Genomic DNA, 18,943 nt, shown 5'->3' with positions numbered 1-18,943 from the left:
TTGCGAGCACATTGGCGGGCTGACCACCTGGCCGGCCCGCCCATTGTGCTGCCCACGTGCCTCAAGGCTGCCCGTAATCCCACGAGGCTGAGAGCCATGCATGCCGGGTCAGGGGCGGTGCGGACCCCGTCCGTCGCCTCGGCCACGACGAGCCGGACCGTGTTGGAGGCTGCGTGTACCACGCTCTCCCTTATGCGCTCTGGATACCTCGGGCCGTCTGTGTGGTGTGGCCGGTGCGCAGCGGCGAGCGGTCGTCGCACCAGGCTGCCAGCAGGCGGGCGGTGAGGCGGTTCTCCAGGTGGCCCGTAGCGCGGTCTGGAAGAGGACGTCTGCGTTCAGTCGCGGTTCGTCCGCCAGGAGTCCGGCGACGACTTCGTGACGTACGACCTGTTCGTGGACCGCGTCGGCTTCGACGTGCTCGGCGGAGAAGCGGACGGCGTCCGGGCCGGCGTTCATGCGGCGCAGGGCCTCGGCCAGGCGGCGCGAGGCGGGGGAGGAGGCGATCTCGACGGTTGCGAAGTGGCCGACGAGCGCGCCGCGCAGTGCCCGGTGCGGGCCGAACAGGGACATCATGTTGACGGTGGCCAGTGCCTCGGCGGGCGCGGCGTCGACATCGTGGCCGTACGAGGTGTCCAGGCCCAGGTCCGGCCTGCGAGGCGGTGTCGGACGTGTCGACCGGCGCGTCCGTGCGCAGGGCGCCGAGGAAGCGGTCTTCCAACCCGGCGCGCAGGGCCAGGAGCCGAGGGTCCCATTCGCGGTCGTCGGGGACGCCGTCGAAGCCGAGGTAATGGAGTCCACGGCGCGCACGGACTCCGTCTTCACGTCCAGCTCGGCCAGTCGCGCGGCGACCACCGAGGCCAGCGCCTCGGTGTTGGACGGTTCGGGGGATGCCCTGGGCGTGCAGTTGACCACAAGAGCTTCACGGGTGCTCGCCATGCTGGTGAGGCAGGGTGCGAGCGGACCGGACCGGCCCCTCGGGCCCCACGAGCACCCCGGGGCCGTTGTCGAAACGGGAATCCAGAAAACGGCCGCAGGTCAGGCGCCCTTTTCCTGCGCCTGGAAGAAGCCCAGCTCCTTCGGCGAGTACGACACCAGGAGGTTCTTGGTTCCATGGCGGTACGGCTACCGCACCACTGTTGACCGGCAGGAACGCAACTCATGGCGGCGACCGTTGGGCCGTCGGCCCATGCACGGTCCTGATCCTGGTCGGCTGAGATCCGGGAACGGCACGGTGTCAACCGGCCGTGCCCGCTCCGGCGCCGCCGGGCTCCCCGCCCGGCCGGAGCATCTGGCTGGCGGCCAGTTCGCGGTAGAGGGCGTTGTCGGCCAGCAACTCCTCGTGGCGTCCGCCGGCGGCGGTGCGGCCGTCGTGCAGGACGACGATGTGGTCGGCGTGCTGCACGGTGGACAGGCGGTGGGCGACAACCAGCAGGGCGCACTCCTGGGCGACGTCTTTCATGACGGTGGTGAGCGCCGATTCATTGATCGCGTCGAGGTGGGAGGTGGGCTCGTCCAGCAGGAGCAACGCAGGGCGGGCCAGCAACGCGCGGGCGAGGGCGATGCGTTGGCGTTCGCCGCCGGAGAGGGTGCTGCCGCGTTCACCGATGACGGCGCTCAGGCCGCCGGGCAGCCGGTCGACGACTTCTTCGAGTCGGGCAAGTTCCGTGACGCGCCGAATCTCCGCTTCCGTGGCGTCGGGCACTGCGTAGGCGATGTTGTCGCGCAGGGTGCCGTGGACGACGTGAGTGTTCTGGTCGACGACGGCGATGCGCCGGCGGCATGCGTCAACGGTGAGTTCGGTCGCAGGCCGTCCGTCGAAGAGCACGTGGCCCGCGTCCGGCTCGTAGAACCTCGCCACCAGCGCGAACACCGTGCTCTTGCCGGCTCCGGACCGCCCCACCAGGGCGACGTGCTGCCGGTGCTCGACGGCGAACGAGACGTCGCGGAGGACCGGCCTGCCCGGGGCGTAGCCGAAGCGGACGTCGCGCAGGGCGAGGGCGGGCTGCGTGGGGGTTGCGGACGGCACGGCCGGCCGGGGGGTGTGCGTGCGGACTCCCGGGACCCGCGGTGCGGTGGGCTCGACAGGCAGACGGAGCGCCTCGTCGATGCGCTGGTAGGCGCCCATCCCGCGTTGGATGAGGCCCACGGCACGGAAGACGGAGGACAGCGGCAGGACGAGGTACGAGGCGTACAGCAGGAAGGCGACGAGGTCGCCGAGGGAGCCGGCCCGGCCGTTGACGCGCAGGCCGCCGACGACCAGGACGATGAGGAAGGAGCCCTGAACGGCGAGTTCGACAGCGGGGCTCATGACAGAAGCGAGCTTCGCGGTGCGTACCCCCGCGCCGTAGGCCGCCTCGACGCGTGCGCCGATGCAAGCCGCCTCGCGCTCCTCGGCGCGGTGCACCCGGACCATCGGCAGGGCACCGAGGGCGCGTTCCAGGTCGGCCGCGATGGCACCAACCGATTCCTGCATCTGTTCGGACGCGCCTCTGATGCCGGTGAGTAGCGAGGCCACGACCAGGGCCGCCGCGGCCACAGTGACGGCGACCAGGAGCAGCAGCAGGGGGTCGAGCCACGCCATGAGGACGATCGCCCCGGCGGCGACAAGGCTTCCCGTCACCAGATCGACGAGGGCCTGCGACACGACCTCCCGGAGCAGGGTGGTGTCGGCCGTCACCCGGGAGATGAGGTCGCCGCCCCGGTGGCGTTCGTACTCCCTCATCTCCAGCCGGAGCAGCCGCCCCACCAGCCCGTGTCTGAGCTGCCGTACGACACCTTCTCCCATCCGTTCCAGAAGGAAGCGTCCTGCGGCTCCCGTCACCGCTTCGGTGAGGAACAGTGCGCACAGGAGTGCCAGCAGCGGCCAGATGACCTGCCCGCGGCCGCTCGCGTCCACGACGTGCTTGGCGACGAGCGGCTGGGCCAGTCCCAGGGCGGAGCCCACGAGGGTCAGTACCGTGGCGACCGCGACGGCGCTCCGGTGTCCGGCGGTGAGCCGGTACATCGTGGCCACGGCCGCCCGGGTGGACTTGTCGCCCTCGGCGGCCGCGGCCCGGCCGCCGTTCACCGCCGCCGCGCCGGTCATCGGTCCATGGGCCGTGGCCGTGGGTGGACGGCCACCAGCCGGGCGAAGTAGCCGTCCGGCACACCCTCCCCGACGGGACGGCCCTCCGCCTCGACCCAGGCGTGCGCGGTGAAGGGCGGGACGACGCGTACGCCGGTGCACCAGGTCGGCCATGTTCCGCCGAGCCGGCACACCAGTGCCGCCCCCAGAGAGCGTGGCAGGCACCCCTTCGGTCCGGCGCAGCGCAGGCTGGCCGCGCACATGGCATCGCGCGCGTTCTGGGCCTGCGCGGCGGTGGCGGGCGCGGCACCGCGCCGCAGGACGCCGAGCACCGCGCGGAGACGGCGGGGCGGCAGGAAGGCGAGGGCGACGGCGGGGAGCAGAACCAGGCGGGCTGCCATACGTCGGGGCAGGGGAACACCGGCGGGTCGTTCCAGCGCGCTGGGCGTCGTCATGAGGCGAGCCCCGAGCTCCGCAACTCCCGTACGAGCGTCGCGACGTCCCGCACGGCCTGCGCCTGGTCGATGTCGAACTCCCGGACCAGGGCGGCGGCCGCGTCCGACTCCTCGCCGCCGTCGAGCAGCGTCCGCACGACCAGAGTGGCGGTCGGATTCAACTCCCAATAGGCACCGGCACGTTCGTCCAGCAGTACCGTGCCGTAGTCGGTCTCGGCCGTGGAGACATTGTCACCGAACCGCAGGGGCATGTGGGGGGCCTTTCTGACGTGGGGACGTGGTCAGGGGTGCGGGACATGGGTGCGGGTGCGGGCCAGTCCCCGCAGCCACACCTCCGCGGCGATCGTGGAGTAGAGGATGGCGTCGGACAGCCCCGGAGAGGCGGGCCTCCGGGCGAGGCGGCGGAGTTCGGCGCCGTCCACCAGGCCCAGCGCCTCCAGCCGCGAGTCCTCCCACAGGGCCAGCAGGTCGGCGCGGTGTTCCCGCAGTCCGTTGGAGGCGTCCATGGAGGCCGTGGCCTTGTTGGCCCGCCGCAGGCAGGCCTCGGGCACGATCCCGCGCATCGCGGCGCTCAGGAGGGGCTTGTACGCCCAGGGCGTGACGCGCTCGCTCGGACGTACGGCGAGACATGCCTCGATGACGCGGTCGTCGAGGAAGGGAGAGGCCATCGGCAGGCCGGCGCGGGCCGCCATCCGGTCCCACTGCCGGATGACGCGGGTGCACGAGCGGATCTGCTCCAGGTCGGTGTGCAGGCCACGGTCCGGATGCAGCGGCGAGACCGTCGCCGCGGCCGCGAGTAGCGCCCGACCGGCCATCCGTTCGGCATCAGGAGTCACCCAGTCGAACAGACGCGGGGTCATGCCCCAGCTGAGACCCGTCGCGACGGACGGGGGCAACGGGCCACGCAGGTGACCGGCCGCGTCGGCGAGCCACTTCCCGTACGGCCGGGAGTCGGCGAGAGCGCGGACCGTGCCGACGAGCGGCCACTGCCACAGTGCCCGGAACCCGCGCAGTTGGCGCAGAGCGAAGAACGGACGGGTGCGCAGCAGGCGGTGGTAGTACGCCTCGGAGCACCACGCCACGTGGTCGCCGCCGATGCCGGTCAGGTGCAACCGGCTGCCGCGTGCGGTGAGGCCGGGCAGATGGTGCAGGACCCGGGAGCGGTCCATGACGCCGATGGTGGGCTCGTCGAGGAGGTCGTCGATGTCGAGCAGGTCCTCGTAGACCAGCGGCGATGCGTCGGCGTCCCAGACCACGTGCTCGACGTCCGGGAGATGGCCCATCGCCTGTTCGGCCCAGTGCAGGTCGGTGTCCGCCGGGTCGCGTCCCGGCCACGTGCTGGCCACCACGCGGGCGGGGGAGCGGTCGGCCAGGAAGCAGACGGAGGTGGAGTCCAGGCCGCCGGACAGGTCGCAGCTCACCACGCCGCCCTGCCGGGTACGCGCGCCGACGGCCTCCTCCAGCGCGGTCCGGATCAGGGGCGCCGCTTCGGCGAGCGGACGGACCGGCTCCGGCGGGGCCCACCACCGGGTGTGCCGTACGTGGCGCCCGTCCGCGGTGACGATCACGGCGTCCTGAGGAGGAACGGCGGTGACCGCACGCCACAGAGACGTCTCGAACAGCGGATACGGGGCGGGCCACAGCAGCCTCACGGCCAGCTCTTCCACGTCGGGGTCGACGCCCAGGACGGCGGCGAGCGTGTCGGCACGGGTGGCGGCCACCCGTACGCCGTCGATCTCCGCGTGGAAGACCAGCCGCAGTCCGGAGGCGGTGCCCTGAACCCTGATCTGTCCGTCGAGGGCGCCGACGAGGTGGAAACTGCCGGGCAGGGACCGGGCCAGTACGTCGAGTTCGGTGAGATCGCGCAACCGACCGGCCCGGCGGCGCAGTTCTTCGGCGTCGGTGGGGCAGCAGCCGACGACGGCGAGGGCGGCGCCGCCGGCCGCCGCCGTGACCATGTCGTCGTCGTGCCAGCGGCCGACCAGCCAGGGCCGGCCCGACGCATGCGCGAGGATCCGGCTTCCGGGGCGGGCGAAGGAGCGGGCCACGGCGGCCGCGTCCGCACGGTCGGTGAAGACCGCGAAGTGCGCGTCGCCGGGGCCCGTCCCCGCACTTTCGTGCAGATCAGTCATGGCGTCGGGTCAAGGACCGTCGGACGTCAGTTCTTGCTCAGGATCAGCCGGTCGTTGCCGTGGCGCTGAAGCAGCCCCGTTTCCTTCCGGAAGGTGCCGAGCCGGACGAGCGTCGGTGCCTCGTATGCCTTCTTCATGACTACTCCTCACGTGCGGTTTCCCGACCGCTTCCCTGACCGACGACCCGGCACTGCCCGGTGTGCTGTCGGTCTGCCCAGGGTTCATCGGGAACCTGGACCGGAAGTGGGCGCATCACCAGCTAGCTGCAGAGCGTGAGCCGGTGGCAAGGGCGTTCATAAAATTCGCATAATATGCGAAATTCGAATCCCCGGAGTGCGTGCACCTCGCCTGGTGGTTGTTGTTGGCACTGCATTGTCGTGCGGCTCGGGGGTGTGCTTGGTGGAAGAAACGATATGGGCTGTGACCTTGCAGCTACCTGCCGCTCCTCCCGGACGCGCCTGACGACGGCCATGGGCGAGCGCCGCCGGGCGCACTCCGCGTCCGTGGACACGCGCCGTTGCCTGGCGCTCCACTCCAAGCGTTCACCAGATGTCTCACCGACGGCCGAGTGCAGGCGAAACCGCCGGGCCGTGCCGGAACGGACGCACGGCCCCGCCGGACATGAACGGACGGGGTCGGTCGTGACGTCCTGGCCACCAAGCCACACCGCGTTCCCGCACCTCTGGAGATCTTTGAGTGGACGGGTTACGTGGGGCGTGCCGGCTGTCGTGCGCCGCGCTATGCGGCCCGGCGGTTCAGGGTGACGCGTAGGTCGGCGAACCGCCGGCGTCGGGCGTCGGCTTCGGGCGGTCGGCAGGCCCTGGTCTCCAAGGGCCCCGGCGATGCCCGCTCGACCGCGCTTTCCGCAGGCGGTGTCAGAGGCCGGCCCGCCGTCGCTTGGAGCGACCAGTGCCGGAGCTCGGCCAGGATCACCGAGGTCGTACGTCCGGCGTCGAGTACACCCTTTCCGGGCTGGACCTGCTGCTGCACGGCACCAACTGGAGCGTGCAGATTCCCAAGGCCCGGCTCGAACGGATGCAGTACCGACCGGGTCTGTCCAGTGAACGTGCTTCTGGAGTTGTTACAGAAGGCGGTGGTGACGACGGCGAGGGAGCAGCGTTCGGGGCAGTGCAGCTTCTTGCGCAGAGAGAGCAAGTGCGCGCGGACCGTGTGGTGCGACAACGTCTCGGCGTCGGCGATCTGGCGTGCCGGCAGGCCGTTCACCACGTGCCGGGCGATGCGCCTCTCGGCCGGGGTGAGCGGTGTGGTCGGGGCGGGGGCAGTCATGGTGGTCTTCCTCGTCGCTATCGGTCAGTGGCTCGACATCGGGCGCAGGTGCACGGGGACGGAGTGTGTCCGTTGCTGATGAGGCTCGGCAGCCTCTTCAGCGCGGTTCGCTCCGTGGTGAGTTGGGCGTCGGGGAAGCGTTCGAAGAGCAGGCGCAGCGCGGTGGCGACTTCGAGTCGGGCGAGCGGGGCACCGAGGCAGAAGTGAACGCCGTGTCCGAAGGCGAGGTGTTCCATGCTGGGGCGGGTGGCGTCGAAACGGTCGGCATCCTTGTGCCAGTCGGGGTGGCGGTTGGCGGCGGCGTAGGAGGCGAGGATCGCCTGGCCGCCCTTGATCGTCTGTCCGTCGGGGAGCGGGATGTCGGTGCGGGCGTAGCGCAGGGGAAGGTGCTTGACCGCGGGCTGGTGGCGCAGGGTTTCCTCGACGACGTCCTGCCAGGTGCAGCGGCCTTCCCGGATGTGGGCGAGCTGCTGGGGATCGGTCAGCAGGGTGGTGATGGCCTGGTCGATGACGTTGACCGTGGTCTCGTATCCGGCGCTGATCATCAGCAGGAGCGTGTCGCGTAGCTCGGCGTGGCTGAGGGCGGAGCCGTCTTCCTCGTCGCGAGTGGCGATCAGCAGCGAGGTCATGTCCTCACCGGGCTCAGTGCGCTTGGTCTCGATCAGGGCGTCGAGCAGGCCGTAGAGGGCGGCGGTGTTCGCGGCCTGTTCCTCGGCGGAGAGGTGGGTGGCGAACACGTTGTCCACCAGGGTGCGGAATTCGGTGCGCTGATCGACGGGGATGCTCATGAGCTTGCCGATGACAGCGAACGGGAGCGGGTAGGTGAGGTGCTCGCGCAGGTCGACCGTCTCGCCGGCCGGGAGGGCGTCGAGGATGCCGTCGACGAGGGCCTCGATGTCCGCCTGGAGGGCGGCGGTGCGGCGGGCGGAGAGGGCGGGGGCAACCATGCGGCGCAGGCGGCTGTGATCCTTGCCGTAGGCGGTGAACATGTTCTCCACCGCGACCCACAGGGCCAGCGGCCAGGACGCGACGGTCTCGGCGAAGGCCGGCCAGTGGGCGCGGCCGTCCTTGGAGACGTTCTTGCTGGTCAGGAGCTGCTTGAGGAGGGCCGGGTCGGAGACGGACCAGGCGCGCACGCCGAGGATGTCCACCAGCGTCGCCGGGCCGCGTTCGCGCAGGGCCTGGTGTTCGGCGTCCGGGTCGGATCCGGTCGGGTCGAGGACGAGTATCTGCTGTTCGGACACGGTTAGGTCTCTTTCAGCTCGTGGGGAAGGTGACGGGCAGGGCGACCAGGGAGGGGGGCGCCGGACGAGGTCGTCCCGGTGGCCGTCGAGGTCCATCTCGGGCAGAGCGCCGAGGACGTGGAGGATGGCGGCTTCGGCGATGAGGTACGCGTGCGATCCGGCCCGGGCGGGCCGGCTCCCCAGGCGAGGTGGGCCCGATTGCCCAGCGGCCGGTGGGATCCCAGGGTGGGGTCGTTGTTGCAGGCGGCGTAACTGATGACCACCGGCTGGTCGGCCGGAAGCAGGAAGCCGCCGATGTCGACCGGCCGGGTCGGGTAGGACATCGCGAAGTTCGCCAACGGGGGGTCGCGGTAGAGGACGCTGTCGAGCTGGGTGCGGACCGCCGTCTGGGCGGGCTGAGCGAAGATCGTGCGGATGGTCGCCGCGACCATTTCGGCCGAGTCCTTGAAGATCACCGCGAAGGCGTTGCGCAGGAAATGGACACGACAGCGCTGGTAGGCGGCGCCGAGCATGACCTTGCGGATCGCCTTGACCAGACCGCTGTGGTGGTCGGCGATGACCAGGCGGACCCCGGACAGGCCACGCTCCCGCAGGGAGCGCAGGAACTGGGACCAGAACGCCTCGGTCTCGCTGTCGCCCACCATGAGCCCCAGGACCTCGCGGCCGCCGTCCTCGGTGATGCCGGTCGCGATGGCAACAGCCTGGGAGACGATCTGGTGGTCCACCCGCCCCTTGCAGTAGGTCGCGTCCAGGTAGACGTAAGGGAAGCGGACATGATCCAGCGGCCGGGTGCGGATGGCGCACAGGGGCTCGTCGAGTTCGCCGCAGATCCGGGAGACCTCGCTCTTGCTGATCCTGGTGTCCGCGCCGAGGGCCTTGACCAGGTCGTCGACTGCGCGGATGGATACGCCGTGCACGTAGGCGTCCATGATGACGGCGTACAGGGCCTGGTCGATGCGGCGGCGTCGCTCCAGCAGGCTGGGGAAGAAGCTGCCGGTACGCAGCTGGGGACGGCTGGGGCCTGTTGCGAAAGTTGATCGACTGTCAGACCTGCCTGGGATGCTCCGAGCATGGAGATGACAGTGCAGCTGACGATCGACTGCTCCGATCCGCAGAGAATGGTGACGTTCTGGGCCGGGGCCCTGGGCTACGTGCCTGAGCCTCCGCCGGGCGGCCACGCCACGTGGCGTGCTTACTGGGCGGCGGTGGGGGTGCCCGAGGCAGAGTTGCCGGCCGGTGCCGGGGATATTCCGGAGTCGATCATCGATCCCGCGGGACGTGGACCGAGGGTGTGGTTCCAGCAGGTTCCGGAGCCGAAGGCCGCCAAGAACCGGTGGCACTTCGACCTGAAGGTCGGTGGGGGCCGTGACGTCTCACTGGACGTCCGCACACAGCGGGTCAAGGCTGCGGTGGAACGGCTGGTCGAAGCTGATGCCACCGTGCTGCGGATTAAGGATGAGCCGGACAGGGGGCTCTACGCCGTCGCCATGCAGGACCCCGAGGGTAACGAATTCGACGTCGTCTGAGGGTCGTTGCGACGGTGCTGGTCACAGCCATTCGTTGATGGCTGCGACCAGCACGGTCGCTTCGTAGCGGACAGCGAGTTTGTCGTACCCAGTGGCGACGGCCCGATGGCGCTTGAGGCGGTTGACCCCGCACTCGACCGCGTGCCGCTGCTTGTAGTCGTCCTTGTCGAACTTCGGCGGTCGGCCGCCGCGCGAGCCGCGCTTGAGCCGGTTGGGCGTCGCGGTCCGGATGGCTTGCGCCCTCGGTGGTCTTGACGGTGCTCTGCAGGCTATAGCCCAGGCCGTGCAGCAGGCGCCCAACGGTTGCGGCACTGACCGGATGGCCCTGTGACGTCAGAGTCGAGGCCAGGGCCCGCAGCGACAAGGTGGTCCATCGCAACGCGGAGACGGGATCACCCCGGGTGAAATACAAGCCCCGGCCGTGCCGGAGTACTGCCGCTGGACACCGGCCGACCGGTCGCCCTTCTTCAGGAACCCGGTGTAGTCCACGATCAGCACCGCATCCGGATCGCGGAGGTTCTCGACCACGTACTCCCGCACGTCGTCGAGAACCTCATCCGCGTCCCAGTCGATCCGGTTCAGCAGCCGGTGGATCCGGTCCGGTGCCGCGTGCCCGGCCTCCTCCGCCAGCGTCCAGCCGTTCTTCCGTTCCAGCGGAGCGATCAGCCCCTGCATACAGGCAAGGGCCGTCTCACGCGGCTCCGATCTGGAGAAACGATGCACAAACCGCTCGTGCAGAGCCTTCAGTTCACCAGCCCACGACTGGGCCTCAGTAACTTCCCCACCCACGACCAGCCCAACGACCCACCTGCCCCACCGTCACGGCAAAGACCGTTGCAGTACTAGGCCGTCCCCGGGTGTTAGGAGAGATTGGGATGCCGAACGAGAGGTTACGTGCTGCCATGGCGGCCGGCGGCTGGACGTACTCCGCCCTCGCGGACAAGGCCGAAGTCGATCCCAAGTCCGTCGAACGATGGGTCAATCTGGGGCGTACGCCGCGCCGTGCCACGGCCATGTTGGCAGCGGAAACGCTAGGAGAAGATGTGCACGCTCTATGGCCAGCGCTCCGGCAGGCACGCCCCGCCCGCGCCGTCAGTCCGGAACTTGTGGCTCTCTACGACCAGCGCGCGGACATTCCCGTGTCCACCTTCGTGGACATGCTGACCCAGGCTCGCGAGCAGATCGACGTGCTGGTGTACGCCGCCGTCTTCTTGCACGAGGCGTACCCGCGGCTCAACGACTTGTTGCGAGAGCGAGCTGCCGACGGATGTGCGGTCCGCATCGCGATCGGCGACCCGCACAGCGCGAATGTCCAACAGCGCGGCCAGGAAGAGAGATTCGGCCACGGGATCGAGTCCCGTTGCCGACTCGCCCTCCTGCACTATCGCCCCCTGGCCGGGCTATCCGGCATCGAGGTGCGGACCCGTGCCACCACGCTCTACAACTCGATCTATCGTGCGGATGACCAGGCGATGGTCAATGCCCATGTCTGGGGCGTGAACGCCTACGGCGCTCCCGTGTGGCATCTTCGGCGCAACGGAGAGGGCGGCATGTTCGACACCTACGCCAGCAGCTTCGACGCGGTGTGGGAGACCGCGACGCCGGTAGGAGAAGACTGACCATGGCACGGACCGAGTACTACGACGACCCGGCGGCACCGGAGCCGAACAGCTTGGTGGTCGCCGCGTCAGCCGTGGTGACCGACGACGAAGGGCGCATGCTCCTTCAGCGCCGACGAGACAACGATCTTTGGGCGCTTCCTGGTGGCGGCATGGAGATGACCGACTCACTTCCGGGAACGGCCGTCCGCGAGGTGAAGGAGGAAACGGGTCTGGACGTGGAGATCACCGGACTTGTGGGCACGTACACCGACCCTCGCCACATCATTGCCTACTCGGACGGTGAGGTGCGCAGACAGTTCAACGTCTGCTTCACCGCACGTGTGGTCGGCGGCCGACTCGCGATCTCGGACGAGTCCACGGAGCTGCGGTTCGTCCAGCCGGAGGAGATTGATCAATTGCCGATGCACCACACGCAGCGGCTCCGGATCCGTCACTTCCTTGAGCACCGTGAGCGGCCCTATCTCGGCTGACCTCATTAGGGCTGTGGTGACGGCGACCGTGATCGCAACGACGGCACACAGAGGCTGTTGATCACGACCATCACCGGTCAGCCGGAGGAAGGCCGAGCTCCCTCACAACACGCTTTCCAAGTCTGTTGGTGGCGGTGGGGGGTGCGGTTGGGGGCGTTCACCTGGGTCCATGAGCGGTTGATCGGCGAGGTGGATACGCGCGCCGGTCTCGTCTGAACGGCCGTGAATGGCGCTGAATGAGACGGAAATTGAGACCGCCGGGCGGCCGGACTCGTCAGCATCCTCTGCGTCGAGGCGGAGCCATGGCGCAGGCGGCTGCGGTACACGCCGATCAGCCGTGGGTTGGACGTTAGGGCAGATTCACGGCCGCGGCACCAGTCCACGTTTGTCCGACCGACAACGCTGGGGTCCGGCGAGGGTCCCCACGCCGCTCGCGATGGGGCCGTCACCCTGCTCCGGGGGCGGAATTCCGGCCGCCGCGCAGTGGTACCAGGTGTCGGGCTCAGACGGTCGGTCCCGACTGCGGAGGTACCAGTGCAGCATCTGCGGGAGTCCGAGTCCTCGCCTCCCTGATGTCAGCCCACGGGACAACGCGCCGCGACAGCTGTCCCAGGTAGCGGTAGAAGCGGTCCGGAAGGAACACGGCGTCCGCGACGATCATCGCGCCGGAGAAGAGCGGCAGGCCCAGGAACACCACGATACCCACGTGCATGCCCAGCAGCATCGTCAGGACGGGGTACTTGAGCCTTCCGAACAGGACGAACGGGAAGGCCACCTGCAACAGCACCGTCAGGTAGCAGGCGATGGCGATCAGTACGTCGTGTTCGTCCGCCATGGCGGAGAGCTCGGGCCAGGGCTGGAACAGGTCGAGATTCAGGGCGTAATGGAGGGCGGTGCCGTTGCCCCAGGAGGCGCCCTGCACCTTGTAGAGGCCCGCGGATCCGTAGAGGAAGCAGACCTGGGCGGCGATGACGAGCATGCCGCAGTTGTGCAGCACGGTGATCACTGTCAGGCGCGCGTCACGGAGGTGGCGTCGCAGCTCGCCGGATGCCTGGTCCAGCGGAAGCCGGACTGTCTTGCCGGCGGATGCTCGGAGCCGGGCCCTGCGCGCGTCGAGGGACCAGCGTCGGCCGCATGCGGTGACGACGAGGTAGAGGGCCATGAGGAGGATGAGGTTGTCCCCTCCGTCCGTCATGAAGATCGCCCTGGCGTGGAACGACGTCACTACGACCGCGAAGAGCACGGACACCGCTCTGGTCCGCCAGCCCAGCATGAACAGGGCGGAGATGACGATGGCTGCCGCGTAGCAGACCTCGAAGTAGGCCCGGCTGTCGGACAGGGTGAGGATGCTGGCCCACCCGGTCTGGTCGAAGAGCTGTTTGGCCAGTGTCGGTGTCCAGGGTGAGCCGGGACCCCAGATCTCGTCGCGGTGAGGAAACTCGCGCAGCAGGAAGGCGAAGTAGAGGAATCCGTACCCGATGCGCAGAACCGCCGCAGCGTACAGGGAGATCGGCTGCTCCAGCAGGAGGGTGAGGAGCGTAGCGATACGCGCCGGAATCTGCTGTGGCGTGTGTGCGCTCGCCCGCTCGGTGTCGTGTCCGGGGCGTGTCGGCGTGGTTGCCGGGGCCGATGTCTGCTCAGCCTGTTGCATGGCGGGCCACCTTCCACCAGGGCAGGTAACGGGTGTCGGTGGGCCGTGGTGCGGCCGTGCCGGGACCGGGGCCGCCCGCTGCGGGCGGCGCGGCGATGGGCAAGGTGATCACCCGCAGCTGGATGGACTCGAATGTGCCGTGACGATGGGCGGTGAGGCGATCGGCTGCGATGTTGCGCAGGTATTGCTGGATCATCAGAGCGCGTTGTGAGCGCGGATGGTCGTCGCCGCCGTGTGTTTCGAGGTAGGAAGTCCAGGCCCGGCGCAGCATGTTCTGTGCTGTGTGGCTGGGGAAGGGGTCGTGTTCTACTGCGGATGTGTCGACGGCGGTCAGGTCGAACCAGCCGCTGACGTGGGCGGTGCCGTCCGGGGCGGTGTGCATGGTCCTTGCCGAAATCTGCCGGTTGACCGACTCCGGGTCCGGGGCGAAGAGCCGCCAGTTCTGCTCGAACAACGGGAAGACCCAGGCGTTGACCTGCCGACTGTACTGCCGGGAGAGGGGATTCGGTGGTGCCACCTGCAGAAATACCAGAAGCACATGTACCAGGGCCGCTGCCAGGCACAGGATCACGGCGACTTGTACTCCGGCCTTCAGGGCGACGGGCGGCTCTGAAGACGCTCGGAACGCAGTCGGTCTCCCGTCCCCCCTCTGCACGGTTGGTCTAGCGCCCGCCTGGTCCGATTCGTCAGCGTCTGCTGACGCAATGCCACCCCGCACGGCCCGATCCGGTCCTTCCGTCCCGACTTCTCTCACCTGGTTCTCCTGAGCTTCCGCCTGCGGCGTGCGGCGGAATCGATGACGATCCGCGCCGCACGCCGCCCGTCCTACTCGCGCACGGGAGTGGTTGCGTCCGAGCACTCACCCCGTCGGAGTGGGTTGCGCGTGCTAGGCAGGATCACAGCCGTAGCTGTCGTCCTGGCCATACCCGTCGCCATACTCGTCGCCGTAATCGTTGTGTCCGGGTTTGCAGCCATGGCCGGTCCCACCGGTGGTGCCGGCGGTCGTGGAGCCGGTGGTGCCGGCGGTCGTGGAGCCGGTGGTGCCGGCGGTCGTGGAGCCGGTGGTGCCGGCGGTCGTGGAGCCGGTGGTGCCGGCCGTCGTGGAGCCGGTGGTGCCGGCCGTCGTGGAGCCGGTGGTTCCGGCCGTCGTGGAGCCGGTGGTTCCGGCCGTCGTGGAGCCGGTGGTGCCGGCCGTCGTGGAGCCGGTGGTGCCGGCCGTCGTGGAGCCGGTGGTGCCGGCCGTCGTGGAGCCGGTAGTGCCGGCCGTCGTGGAGCCGGTAGTGCCGGCCGTCGTGGAGCCGGTAGTGCCGGCCGTCGTGGAGCCGGTAGTGCCGGCGGTCGTCGCACCGGTAGTGCCGGCCGCGCACTGTGGCCGGGTGATCGTGTTGGTGTCCAGCGTCACGGCACCGCCACGGGCCAGCGCCCGTCCCTCGATGGTCGCGCTCGTGGTGGCGGTGATCGAGGTCATGGCCAGGATGTTGCCCACGAAGGCGGTGCTGGTGCCGAGGGTGGCCGAACTGCCGATCTTCCAGAACACATTGCACGGTGAGGCGCCGTTGATGAGGGATACGCGGCTGCTGGACGCCGTCGTCAGGCCCGAACCGATCTGGAAGACCCAGACGGCGTTGGGGTTCCCCCGGGCATCCAGGGTGAGGGTGCCGGTGAGTCCGAGAGTGGAGGAGGCGGTGTAGACGCCCGGAACCAGTGTCAGGCCACCGGCATCCGGGGGAAGTGCCCCGTCGGAGGGCTGTCCGGCAGCGTCGTCGTACGCCGCGATCAGGTCGGTCTGGGCATCCTGAGCCACGGTGTCCGCAGAGTGCTGGGTCCCGTTCACCACGGCGGGCGGCCCGTATCCGCTGATGGACGTTCCCGGCGACACTCCGACATCTCCGGTGATCACCGAGGGGCCGGTATTGGTGGTCGCCGAACCGGCCAGTACCGCGAAGCTGTCCGCCCTACCCAGGTCTACAAAGGTGGCGAGGGCACTTGCCTGTGTCGGCGTCACAGCGACTACGACAGCGGAGATCACCACGGCAAGTACCGCCGCGGTCCATACCGACAAAGTGCGCCGCAGAGGCGCCACAGGGATATTGAGCGTCATCGAAGGGCCAACTCCTGTGAGGGGATGGAGACGTATTTGGCGGTTCTCCGTCGTGGAGAATCGCCTGCTTCTGCCGTTGGCATATTACTCAGGCGCATGCGCTAGGTTGCGATTCATGCGAGTGGTTTCGCTGAACCTGACGAGCTGCTCGCAAATGCTCAGAAAACTATTAATGGGCCGAATGGTCTCTCCTGCTTAGTCGAGACGGGCGACACGATGGCGTCACTTCCCTGGTCAGCCCGGGCGGCGACGAAATTCATGCATTCGCAGCCGCTGGGCCGATGCCGCCCCCATCCGACACCCGACATCTCACCAGCGTGTTGAGTAACAAGCAGTCCGCGGTTCTCTCTGGAGCAGTCGCATCACTGGCGGAGCGGAAGGTGTACCGCCACAAGGCTATGAAGGCTTTGCGTGAGGCAAGGGAAGGCAACCGGCTCCGTGCGTCACCGGAGCGGTGTTTCTCCGTGATCCCGGGATACACGAAGAGGAATTGACCACAGCCTGCACCTAACTTCGGGTGAGGACCTGATCAAGGTCGATTGGGGCACTGGCAAGGGGCGCCGTGACGCACCAAGGCAGGCGGCGCATCGAGGCGCCGAGGGGGAAGAGCACGGCTGACGCGATACACGGGCGCTCCTGTCGGCGTCTCCTGCACTGACTCCGGCGGCGGACGACCAGGGCCTCGTGTTCCGTTCAATCCGTCGCTCCGCATCGGTCCGTCGGGCCTCGACGAGGAGTACCCTGGTGATTACCGAGAGCATTTCGTACACCGGCTTCCACGCCGGGTCGTTCTCGGCGATTCACGACGACCGGGCCGGCCGTGACCGGCCCGGGGTTGGGTCCGCATCATGACCGCGACCATTCTGTTGACGCCCGCGGTCGAAGACCGGATTCCTTCTTCGCCGCCGCCCCGACTCGCGCTGGCACCCGCCGACACCGCTCCGGCACGGATCGACGGTGCCTGGTGGCCCCGCTCCCGCGACCTGGCGGCGGAGCTTCCGGCGCTCATCGAGGTTCTCGACCCGCTGTGGGGGCGGATCACCCGAGTAACGGTGAACCCCACGTTCTGGCCGGTCATCCCGCGAAAGGTGCCCGTCCACGGGCACGTGGTGCACGTCGGCTGGTTCGAGGCCGAGCAAGACCCGCACAAGCTGCTGCTGCTCTCCTACACCGTCGGCCGCTGGGACCTGCTCGTGGTCCCACCGGAGACAGAGCCGGTCACGGCGGCCCGGCTGATGGACATGGCCACCGACCCGTCGCGGAGCCTCACGGCGACCGGCCTCATCCATGAGGCCGAACGCTTCCGGACCGCGGCAGAGGCAGCGGCCGACTCGGACTCGTTCCGGGAGGCGTTCTGGGACTCCGAAGGCGGACATGACGCCCGCCACCCGGAGTCACGTACTCCTGATACAGCGGTCATCGGTCACGTGCCGACCCCGGCGGAAGGAGTGTGAGAGGCATGGACACCTTCGCGACGGTGAGCGTGCTCCTCGCGATTCTCGTCCTGGGCGTGATCGTGATTCAGCTGTTCACCGCGAGCCACGACGATCGTCTGGCGACCTTGCCCTTCGGCCGTCCCCGGCGGTGGCGGCTATGGCCGCGGCACCGCACAGAGAAGTGAACCTTCCTGACACCATCGGCTCAGCCGGCGACAACGGCTCAGTGGAAGGGGCCTCGGCCCTGACCGCGACTGTGCCGCGCAGAGACGTCGAAGTCCCAGATTCCGATGCGAGACGCCTGCGGTAGCGGACTCCGTCCGACTGCGCAGCGCATCCCCCGAGGGAACTTGTCGGCCCTGCGCTTGGAACACAGGCCGCTGGACCGGCCGTTCGCCTCTCTGCACGAGAGCACGACCGTGTATGGAGCGCAGGAAGAGCCGGGAGTCCGGCCCGTACGGCGCTGCCCGGCCGGTCTCCTGAACCGAGGCGCCATGTCCATTCCACAGCTGACCCTCCACCGGCACGACAGGCACAGCCGGGCGTTGATCACCCTGGCCGGTGAGATCGACCTGGCAACAGAGCACCTCGTGCGCGAGGGGCTGGGGCGATGCCTGCGGGACGGCATCCGCACCATCGACGTCGACCTGACGACCGTCACCTTCTGTGATGTGACCGGCCTCAACGCCTTCCTGCACGCGGCGCGGGCCACCGCCGTGGTCGGCGGATCCCTGCGGTTGCACCACCCACCACCGGTACTGGCTCGAATCATCGCCCTCACCGACAGTGGCACCCTGCTCCTCGGCCTCCCGGGTGACCTCCCCGTGAGCCGGGCGGCCCTGCGGCATGTGTCTGATCCGGGGCCCCCGCACAGGATCGCTTCTGTCGCGCCTGCCCTGCCGGAGCGTTTGTGGTGAGGGAGCGATCCGGGACAGGGCAGCCGCAGAAACCCAATGGCCGCGAGCCGTCCGCCATGGACGCGGTCCGTCTGCGCCGACTCAACCGCTGGCAGACCGAGAGCCTGAAGGAGGATCTGGCCGATCTGTACGTGAGTCCTCCGACACGGCCGTCGGCGAGGGGTACCACGACCGCCAGGACTTCCTGCGTGCCTCACGGACGACGTCCGGAGGCCGGGGTTCGCGATGCTGGTCGCGGAGACCACCACTCTGGTCGGGGGCGCCTTCGGATCTCCCGTAGGCCGCAACGGTTCCTGGTGGCAGGGATTCGACGCGACTCTCCCCCGGAACATCGAGCAACTCACGGCCTCCGGGCATGTCTTCGCCGTCACCGGAATCGTGGTCCACCCGCATCAGAGGGACCGTGACCTCGCCCGCTGCCTGCAGGAACGGCTGCTCGTCGACCACCACGCCTCGCTTGGGGTCACCCACACAGAGACCGCTGACCACGGCCATCAGCGATCAGCCGTGAGCGAGGCGGAGCTACTGCCCAACAGCTTGCCCGATCCTACGGACCAGAAGGTGCCGGGAGGGGTGTCGAGGTCCGAGCTTGCCTTCCTCCCAGAAGGCACCGATCGAGGCCCGCACTGCGAGAATCTTTGTCCGGCTGGCGGCATCGAAAATGGTGTCGGGCCGCATCGGCGCGCCTGGGGCATTGGGGTCGAGCACTCCGGTGGAGCCGGAGGCGTGGATGTCGGCAGTGTCACCTACGGCCCACATGGCGCCTGGGAGGACCTTGTCGCGGACGCCGTCGCTCAGGAGTTGTTCGATGCGGTACGTCATGGTCTCCCCGTTCACCGTGTGCATCCCGCCGGGTCAGCCTGGTGACGCGGGCCTCGGAGTACCTGTGGGCCGGCGCAGCATCCAGGAGAGGATCGGGTCACTGTCGATCTTCTTGTCCGTGAGCTTCTTGCCTTCCTCAACGACGGATTCCCAGCTGTCGGTGGCGAGCTCAGCTCGGTAAGGCAGGCCGGTGATGACCTTCTTGCCGGTGGTCAA

The 18,943-nt window shown here is 68.9% G+C and carries 16 protein-coding genes and 6 pseudogenes; 6 read left to right on the top strand and 16 right to left on the bottom strand.

Annotation, left to right across the window (positions count from 1 at the left end; genetic code table 11):
* Positions 1-190: 190 nt before the first annotated feature.
* The 9 genes and pseudogenes from ACFZCP_RS29875 to ACFZCP_RS29835 all read right to left on the bottom strand — a co-directional run.
* Positions 191-793 (bottom strand): annotated as a pseudogene (locus ACFZCP_RS29875) (iron-containing redox enzyme family protein); the annotation flags it as partial.
* A gap of 441 nt (positions 794-1,234) precedes the next feature.
* Entirely contained in the window at positions 1,235-3,085 is a 1,851-nt protein-coding gene (locus ACFZCP_RS29870) for an ABC transporter transmembrane domain-containing protein (protein ID WP_391432669.1), read from the bottom strand.
* Positions 3,082-3,519, bottom strand: a complete 438-nt coding sequence (locus tag ACFZCP_RS29865; protein ID WP_391432665.1) for a lasso peptide biosynthesis B2 protein — start codon at positions 3,517-3,519, stop codon at positions 3,082-3,084. Before ACFZCP_RS29865 ends, ACFZCP_RS29870 begins: the two co-directional genes overlap by 4 nt.
* Positions 3,516-3,770 carry a lasso peptide biosynthesis PqqD family chaperone gene (locus ACFZCP_RS29860; RefSeq protein WP_391432662.1) on the bottom strand — a complete coding sequence of 85 codons (255 nt, stop codon included), beginning with the start codon at positions 3,768-3,770 and terminating at the stop codon, positions 3,516-3,518. The genes ACFZCP_RS29865 and ACFZCP_RS29860 overlap by 4 nt, the downstream gene beginning before the upstream one ends.
* Before the next feature lie 30 nt (positions 3,771-3,800).
* The gene (locus ACFZCP_RS29855; RefSeq protein ID WP_391432659.1) at positions 3,801-5,651 is read right to left on the bottom strand and encodes a lasso peptide isopeptide bond-forming cyclase; all 1,851 of its coding nucleotides are present in this window, start codon (positions 5,649-5,651) and stop codon (positions 3,801-3,803) included.
* A 26-nt stretch (positions 5,652-5,677) separates the two neighbouring features.
* Positions 5,678-5,788, bottom strand: a complete 111-nt coding sequence (locus ACFZCP_RS29850) for a keywimysin-related RiPP (RefSeq protein WP_107407388.1) — start codon at positions 5,786-5,788, stop codon at positions 5,678-5,680.
* A gap of 601 nt (positions 5,789-6,389) precedes the next feature.
* Positions 6,390-6,938, bottom strand: a complete 549-nt coding sequence (locus tag ACFZCP_RS29845; RefSeq protein WP_391432654.1) for a LuxR C-terminal-related transcriptional regulator — start codon at positions 6,936-6,938, stop codon at positions 6,390-6,392.
* Positions 6,939-6,962: 24 nt separating this feature from the next.
* Positions 6,963-8,182, bottom strand: a pseudogene (locus ACFZCP_RS29840) (cytochrome P450).
* Positions 8,183-8,538: 356 nt separating this feature from the next.
* Positions 8,539-9,192, bottom strand: a pseudogene (locus ACFZCP_RS29835) (IS256 family transposase); the annotation flags it as partial.
* 60 nt (positions 9,193-9,252) lie between these two features.
* Here ACFZCP_RS29835 and ACFZCP_RS29830 point away from each other — a divergent pair.
* On the top strand, positions 9,253-9,708 hold the full coding sequence (locus ACFZCP_RS29830; RefSeq protein WP_391432651.1) for a VOC family protein: 456 nt from the start codon (positions 9,253-9,255) through the stop codon (positions 9,706-9,708).
* A gap of 211 nt (positions 9,709-9,919) precedes the next feature.
* Here the strand turns inward: ACFZCP_RS29830 and ACFZCP_RS29825 are convergent.
* A pseudogene (locus tag ACFZCP_RS29825) lies at positions 9,920-10,111 on the bottom strand (ISAzo13 family transposase); the annotation flags it as partial.
* 11 nt (positions 10,112-10,122) lie between these two features.
* Positions 10,123-10,497: pseudogene (locus tag ACFZCP_RS29820) on the bottom strand (transposase); the annotation flags it as partial.
* Positions 10,498-10,583: 86 nt separating this feature from the next.
* On the opposite strand from ACFZCP_RS29820, the gene ACFZCP_RS29815 reads away from it, so the two are divergent.
* Positions 10,584-11,327, top strand: a complete 744-nt coding sequence (locus tag ACFZCP_RS29815; RefSeq protein WP_391432649.1) for an XRE family transcriptional regulator — start codon at positions 10,584-10,586, stop codon at positions 11,325-11,327.
* Positions 11,328-11,329: 2 nt separating this feature from the next.
* The gene (locus tag ACFZCP_RS29810; protein WP_391432646.1) at positions 11,330-11,800 is read left to right on the top strand and encodes an NUDIX domain-containing protein; all 471 of its coding nucleotides are present in this window, start codon (positions 11,330-11,332) and stop codon (positions 11,798-11,800) included.
* Between the two features lie 502 nt (positions 11,801-12,302).
* On the opposite strand, the gene ACFZCP_RS29805 is transcribed toward ACFZCP_RS29810, so the two are convergent.
* From ACFZCP_RS29805 to ACFZCP_RS29795, 3 genes are all read right to left on the bottom strand, one after another.
* Positions 12,303-13,451, bottom strand: a complete 1,149-nt coding sequence (locus tag ACFZCP_RS29805) for an HTTM domain-containing protein (protein WP_391432643.1) — start codon at positions 13,449-13,451, stop codon at positions 12,303-12,305.
* Positions 13,438-14,022 (bottom strand): DUF5819 family protein, encoded by a 585-nt coding sequence (locus ACFZCP_RS29800; protein WP_391432640.1) that lies wholly within the window; start codon positions 14,020-14,022, stop codon positions 13,438-13,440. The genes ACFZCP_RS29805 and ACFZCP_RS29800 overlap by 14 nt, the downstream gene beginning before the upstream one ends.
* A 315-nt stretch (positions 14,023-14,337) precedes the next feature.
* The gene (locus tag ACFZCP_RS29795; RefSeq protein ID WP_391432636.1) at positions 14,338-15,552 is read right to left on the bottom strand and encodes an ice-binding family protein; all 1,215 of its coding nucleotides are present in this window, start codon (positions 15,550-15,552) and stop codon (positions 14,338-14,340) included.
* Between the two features lie 848 nt (positions 15,553-16,400).
* On the opposite strand from ACFZCP_RS29795, the gene ACFZCP_RS29790 reads away from it, so the two are divergent.
* From ACFZCP_RS29790 to ACFZCP_RS29780, 3 genes are all read left to right on the top strand, one after another.
* Positions 16,401-17,006 carry a DUF5994 family protein gene (locus ACFZCP_RS29790; protein WP_391432633.1) on the top strand — a complete coding sequence of 202 codons (606 nt, stop codon included), beginning with the start codon at positions 16,401-16,403 and terminating at the stop codon, positions 17,004-17,006.
* A 5-nt stretch (positions 17,007-17,011) separates the two neighbouring features.
* Positions 17,012-17,173: a hypothetical protein gene (locus ACFZCP_RS29785; RefSeq protein WP_391432630.1), complete on the top strand. Its 162-nt coding sequence runs from the start codon at positions 17,012-17,014 to the stop codon at positions 17,171-17,173.
* Positions 17,174-17,482: 309 nt separating this feature from the next.
* Entirely contained in the window at positions 17,483-17,905 is a 423-nt protein-coding gene (locus ACFZCP_RS29780) for an STAS domain-containing protein (protein WP_391432627.1), read from the top strand.
* A gap of 515 nt (positions 17,906-18,420) precedes the next feature.
* On the opposite strand, the pseudogene ACFZCP_RS29775 reads toward ACFZCP_RS29780, so the two are convergent.
* Both ACFZCP_RS29775 and ACFZCP_RS29770 read right to left on the bottom strand, forming a co-directional pair.
* Positions 18,421-18,727 (bottom strand): annotated as a pseudogene (locus ACFZCP_RS29775) (serine hydrolase); the annotation flags it as partial.
* A gap of 33 nt (positions 18,728-18,760) precedes the next feature.
* The gene (locus ACFZCP_RS29770) at positions 18,761-18,943 is read right to left on the bottom strand and encodes a hypothetical protein (RefSeq protein WP_391432624.1); all 183 of its coding nucleotides are present in this window, start codon (positions 18,941-18,943) and stop codon (positions 18,761-18,763) included.

The organism is Streptomyces sp. NPDC007971, from assembly GCF_042958635.1.
GTDB lineage: Bacteria > Actinomycetota > Actinomycetes > Streptomycetales > Streptomycetaceae > Streptomyces.
Note: the sequence above shows the minus strand (reverse complement) of the source record. Positions and strands in the feature narration are given on the sequence as shown.

Bases quoted from the DNA above. Each gene is read 5' to 3' on its own strand.
- ACFZCP_RS29865 (WP_391432665.1), bottom strand. From the start codon at position 3,519: ATGACGACGCCCAGCGCGCTGGAACGACCCGCCGGTGTTCCCCTGCCC.
- ACFZCP_RS29780 (WP_391432627.1), top strand. From the start codon at position 17,483: ATGTCCATTCCACAGCTGACCCTCCACCGGCACGACAGGCACAGCCGG.
- ACFZCP_RS29855 (WP_391432659.1), bottom strand. From the start codon at position 5,651: ATGACTGATCTGCACGAAAGTGCGGGGACGGGCCCCGGCGACGCGCAC.
- ACFZCP_RS29850 (WP_107407388.1), bottom strand. From the start codon at position 5,788: ATGAAGAAGGCATACGAGGCACCGACGCTCGTCCGGCTCGGCACCTTC.
- ACFZCP_RS29860 (WP_391432662.1), bottom strand. From the start codon at position 3,770: ATGCCCCTGCGGTTCGGTGACAATGTCTCCACGGCCGAGACCGACTAC.
- ACFZCP_RS29845 (WP_391432654.1), bottom strand. From the start codon at position 6,938: ATGACTGCCCCCGCCCCGACCACACCGCTCACCCCGGCCGAGAGGCGC.
- ACFZCP_RS29830 (WP_391432651.1), top strand. From the start codon at position 9,253: ATGGAGATGACAGTGCAGCTGACGATCGACTGCTCCGATCCGCAGAGA.
- ACFZCP_RS29795 (WP_391432636.1), bottom strand. From the start codon at position 15,552: ATGACGCTCAATATCCCTGTGGCGCCTCTGCGGCGCACTTTGTCGGTA.
- ACFZCP_RS29790 (WP_391432633.1), top strand. From the start codon at position 16,401: ATGACCGCGACCATTCTGTTGACGCCCGCGGTCGAAGACCGGATTCCT.
- ACFZCP_RS29785 (WP_391432630.1), top strand. From the start codon at position 17,012: ATGGACACCTTCGCGACGGTGAGCGTGCTCCTCGCGATTCTCGTCCTG.
- ACFZCP_RS29805 (WP_391432643.1), bottom strand. From the start codon at position 13,451: ATGCAACAGGCTGAGCAGACATCGGCCCCGGCAACCACGCCGACACGC.
- ACFZCP_RS29815 (WP_391432649.1), top strand. From the start codon at position 10,584: ATGCCGAACGAGAGGTTACGTGCTGCCATGGCGGCCGGCGGCTGGACG.
- ACFZCP_RS29810 (WP_391432646.1), top strand. From the start codon at position 11,330: ATGGCACGGACCGAGTACTACGACGACCCGGCGGCACCGGAGCCGAAC.
- ACFZCP_RS29870 (WP_391432669.1), bottom strand. From the start codon at position 3,085: ATGACCGGCGCGGCGGCGGTGAACGGCGGCCGGGCCGCGGCCGCCGAG.